The 3,843-nt window shown below is 35.1% G+C and carries 7 protein-coding genes; 4 read left to right on the forward strand and 3 right to left on the reverse strand.

Features of this window, described 5'->3' with window-relative positions; translation table 11 throughout:
* The coding region (locus tag PMI13_RS18695) for a hypothetical protein (RefSeq protein ID WP_007846681.1) at positions 1-187 on the forward strand (187 nt) is incomplete at its 5' end.
* Between the two features lie 22 nt (positions 188-209).
* Complete coding sequence (locus PMI13_RS18700; protein ID WP_007846683.1) at positions 210-1,388, forward strand: acetyl-CoA C-acyltransferase; 1,179 nt, start codon at positions 210-212, stop codon at positions 1,386-1,388.
* A gap of 291 nt (positions 1,389-1,679) precedes the next feature.
* Here the strand turns inward: PMI13_RS18700 and PMI13_RS21805 are convergent, their stop codons facing one another.
* The 3 genes from PMI13_RS21805 to PMI13_RS18710 form a co-directional block, all read right to left on the reverse strand.
* Positions 1,680-1,844 (reverse strand): hypothetical protein, encoded by a 165-nt coding sequence (locus PMI13_RS21805; RefSeq protein WP_394330402.1) that lies wholly within the window; start codon positions 1,842-1,844, stop codon positions 1,680-1,682.
* 155 nt (positions 1,845-1,999) lie between these two features.
* Positions 2,000-2,161, reverse strand: coding sequence for a hypothetical protein (locus PMI13_RS21810; protein ID WP_007846685.1), 162 nt, complete (start codon positions 2,159-2,161; stop codon positions 2,000-2,002).
* Positions 2,162-2,187: 26 nt separating this feature from the next.
* A complete protein-coding gene (locus tag PMI13_RS18710) occupies positions 2,188-2,568 on the reverse strand; it encodes a helix-turn-helix domain-containing protein (protein ID WP_007846687.1) in 381 nt (126 codons plus the stop codon).
* A 152-nt stretch (positions 2,569-2,720) separates the two neighbouring features.
* Here PMI13_RS18710 and PMI13_RS18715 point away from each other — a divergent pair, with 152 nt between their 5' ends.
* Positions 2,721-2,900 (forward strand): bacteriocin-like protein, encoded by a 180-nt coding sequence (locus PMI13_RS18715; RefSeq protein ID WP_007846690.1) that lies wholly within the window; start codon positions 2,721-2,723, stop codon positions 2,898-2,900.
* A gap of 68 nt (positions 2,901-2,968) precedes the next feature.
* Positions 2,969-3,790: a GLPGLI family protein gene (locus PMI13_RS18720; RefSeq protein ID WP_007846692.1), complete on the forward strand. Its 822-nt coding sequence runs from the start codon at positions 2,969-2,971 to the stop codon at positions 3,788-3,790.
* The last annotated feature ends 53 nt before the right edge of the window (positions 3,791-3,843 follow it).

The following is a 3,843-nucleotide window of genomic DNA, read 5'->3' on the forward strand; positions in this document are numbered from 1 at the left end:
GTTTGTTGACGACTGTAACTATAAAGTGGTCATTACAGAAAAATCAGATGAAAGCCACCCTATAAAACTAGGGGAAGTTTTAATCAACAGAGTTGTAGAAACAGATCACAATTTTATAAAAATAGAATCAGAATACAATAACGATACCTTTGAATTTGTATTTGATAAAGTAGAAGAAAACAACTAAAATATAAATATAAAAAATAAAAATGAAAGAAGTATTTATCGTTTCCGCAGTAAGAACGCCAATGGGGAGTTTTATGGGAAGTTTATCAACTGTTCCGGCTACAAAGCTGGGGTCTGTTGCAGTAAAGGGCGCATTAGACAAAATTGGTCTTGATCCCGCAAAAGTTCAGGAAATTTACATGGGGAACGTATTACAGGCTGGAGAAGGGCAGGCACCGGCCCGTCAGGTAGCATTAGGAGCTGGTCTTTCTATTGAGACTCCATCTACTACAGTAAATAAGGTGTGTGCTTCAGGAATGAAAGCGGTAACAATGGCTGCCCAGGCGATAAAAGCCGGAGATGCAGAAGTAATCGTTGCAGGAGGTATGGAAAATATGTCTTCAGTTCCTCATTATTACAATGCAAGAGTGGCTACAAAACTGGGTGATGTAAAAATGCAGGACGGGATGGTTTTAGACGGTCTTACAGATGTTTACAACAAAGTGCATATGGGAGTTTGTGCAGAAAAATGTGCAACTGACTACAGCATTTCAAGAGAAGACCAGGATCAGTTTGCTATCGAATCTTACAAAAGATCTGCAAAAGCATGGAGCGAAGGGAAATTTGCTGAAGAAGTAGTTCCCGTTGAAATTCCTCAGAGAAAAGGAGAGCCTGTTATCTTCGCTGAAGACGAAGAATATAAAGCTGTAAATTTCGACAGATTATCTACACTTCCTACTGTATTCAAAAAAGAGGGAGGCACGGTAACCGCAGCGAATGCATCTACTCTAAACGATGGGGCATCTGCTTTGATCCTTGTTTCTAAAGAAAAAATGGAAGAATTAGGTCTTAAGCCTTTAGCAAGAATCGTATCTTACGCTGATGCAGCACAGGAGCCTGAAAACTTTACAACAACCCCTGCAAAAGCATTACCGATTGCTCTTAAAAAAGCAGGTTTAGCCCTTACGGATATTGATTTCTTTGAATTCAACGAAGCGTTTTCTGTGGTAGGGTTAGCCAATAACAAAATCTTAGGATTAGATGCTGCGAAAGTAAATGTAAACGGCGGAGCAGTAGCTTTAGGACATCCGCTTGGAAGCTCAGGTTCAAGGATCATCGTTACATTGATCAATGTTTTAAAGCAAAACAATGCAAAATACGGAGCTGCGGCAATCTGTAATGGCGGTGGCGGTGCTTCTGCTATTGTTATTGAAAATATGTAATAAGGTTATTTAATGATAATTTGAGGTTCTGAAATACTCCAACGGGGTTCTGGATACATATTTTGGGGTCTTTAAATACTCTTTTGCGGTCTTAAAGACCTTTCGAGGGGTTTCCAATAGGAAATTTGCGGTTGTATAACCTCAACCGATATGTAAAATACATCTCCAGATCAGTATGGAACCCCGACGGACCATTTCAGAACCCCGTTGGAGTATTTCAGAACCCCCGTGGAAGAAATAAAAAAGCCCTGAACATTTGTTCAGGGCTTTCTAGTATATGAATTTTACTTTCTATTTAGTTTCATTTGGAATATCATCAATTGTTTTGGCTGATTTCCCAAAAAACTGTTTCAATTCATTATGCTTTACTTCATAGCCCGGAGCTGCTGTACCTGCCTTAAAAGCTGTAAAAGCATAATCGATGAGAGCAGCCTGGTAATTATCATAATCATGCAAAGTTTTTGCACTTTTCAGTCTTGTAATAAGACTTTCCAGCCTTGTAATGAAGCTTTCATAATTCTGCCGGGAGGTAAGGTCTCTGTCAAACTCTGCCCAGTCTACATCTGTAGCACTGAGAGTTCCCTGACCTTTCCTGTAATCAGATACCTTATTTACAAAAAGCTTATTTTGCTCGTTGATGCTGCCATATTTTTGGCGGTCTTCCGGTGTAAGGTAATAGGTGCTAATGCCGTTTCCAGTGCGGTAATGGCTGTCTGTGCTGCTGTAAGTTGAGCAGCGGTGAGGTGGGTGTTGTTTAAATTTGTTAATGCCATCGTGTTTGTGTTAAGGGTTAGTTAAGTTATTTTTTTAATAATCTTTCTATTAATTGAGTTTGTAGCTCAATCATTTTAAAAATTTGTTCTTGATTTTTGACAATATTTTCTATAAGTTCAGGTGATTGCATGTTTACTGTTTGTGCATAATTAAATATATGATGTGATACGCTTGAATCTTTAAAAATATTATTTGAAACTATGCCTACATTATCCTCAAGTAAATCTTTTATTTCTACATTATGAAAATCACTTATTTTCAATAAATTGTCTGAACTTGGTTTAGCTTGATCAGCTTCCCATTTATTATATGCTGACTGCGATACACCCAGTATATTAGCTATTTCAGTCTGTGACATTTTTTTGTCATCTCTTAATCTTCTCAATTTGGTTCCCAGTGTAGTCATATATCTTTAAAAAATTATCACTAAAGTAATAAAAATTATTACTAAAGTAAATCAATCTTTAGATTTTTTATAGATACTTTTGAAAAATAAAATCACACTAATGTGATAAGTGAAAAAAATATTTATTTAACAACTTAAAAAACAAACAATTGATGAAAAATCTTAAAAAAATTTCAAGAGATCAATTAAAGAAAGTACAAGGTGGAAAATTACTACCTGATTATCCTGATATGTGTCATGGTAATGCAGATTGTGCAAAATATGGATTAACATGTCAAGTATATTCTGGCTCGGATACTAACGGTCAGTGGTGGGCATATAGATGTATGTAAAAAATTAAAGAAATCCTCATTTAAAATGGGGATTTTTTTTATAAATCACTGTAATCAATTCGTATGAAATGAAACTAAAATATAATTTAATAGTTTTTCTTTTATTTTTTTCTTTAGGTATTATATATGCCCAAAGTTTAAGTTTATCTTATGAGCTAACATATAAGCCATTTGCCACTGATAAGAAGGAAATTCTTCATCAAGCATATATTCTTGATTTTATTGATGGGAACTCAATTTTTCGTACAGAAATGCGTAAAAGATCAGATTCACTTTTAGCTAATGGAAAGTTTGGTATGGGGTATAATGCAAATACACTTTACGAACTATATTTAACCAAAAATATAAAAGAATCAAAAATAAAAAAGGTCTATGTGTCACCATTAAGCAGGGACCGTTTTTTTATCACTGATTTTAAAAAGCTAGATTGGAAAATTAACCCTGAAACGGCTCGAATTGGAGAATATAACTGCCAGAAGGCGGAAGTCGAGTATGGAGGGCGACATTGGATTGCTTGGTTTACCAAAGATGTTCCTATCTCAGAAGGACCATATTTTTTCCATGGTCTACCTGGTCTCATCATACAAATAAAAGATGATGCATCTGATTTTGATTTTAAGCTTGCTCAATTAAGAGTAAAAACTAATAATTCATTATACGAAGTTGAAGGAGGTAAAGAGATATCATGGATTCAATATAATAATTTGTTACTTGATTATTTTAACAATCCTATAAGCATCGTTGCCACTGGTGGTAAAAAAGTAATGACAGACGATGGAGTCGGAGGTTATAAACCAGTTAATGAAAGAGAATTGACTAAGAAAATACAAGATAATCTGATCAAAAATAATAACCCAATAGAGTTAGATCACAAAGTTAATTACAAATAAAAGAGGCTGTCTCAAAAGGGGCAGTCTTTTTTCTGTCTCAAAATTTGTAGTTT

It is taken from the genome of Chryseobacterium populi (assembly GCF_000282115.1).
Taxonomy (GTDB): domain Bacteria; phylum Bacteroidota; class Bacteroidia; order Flavobacteriales; family Weeksellaceae; genus Chryseobacterium; species Chryseobacterium populi.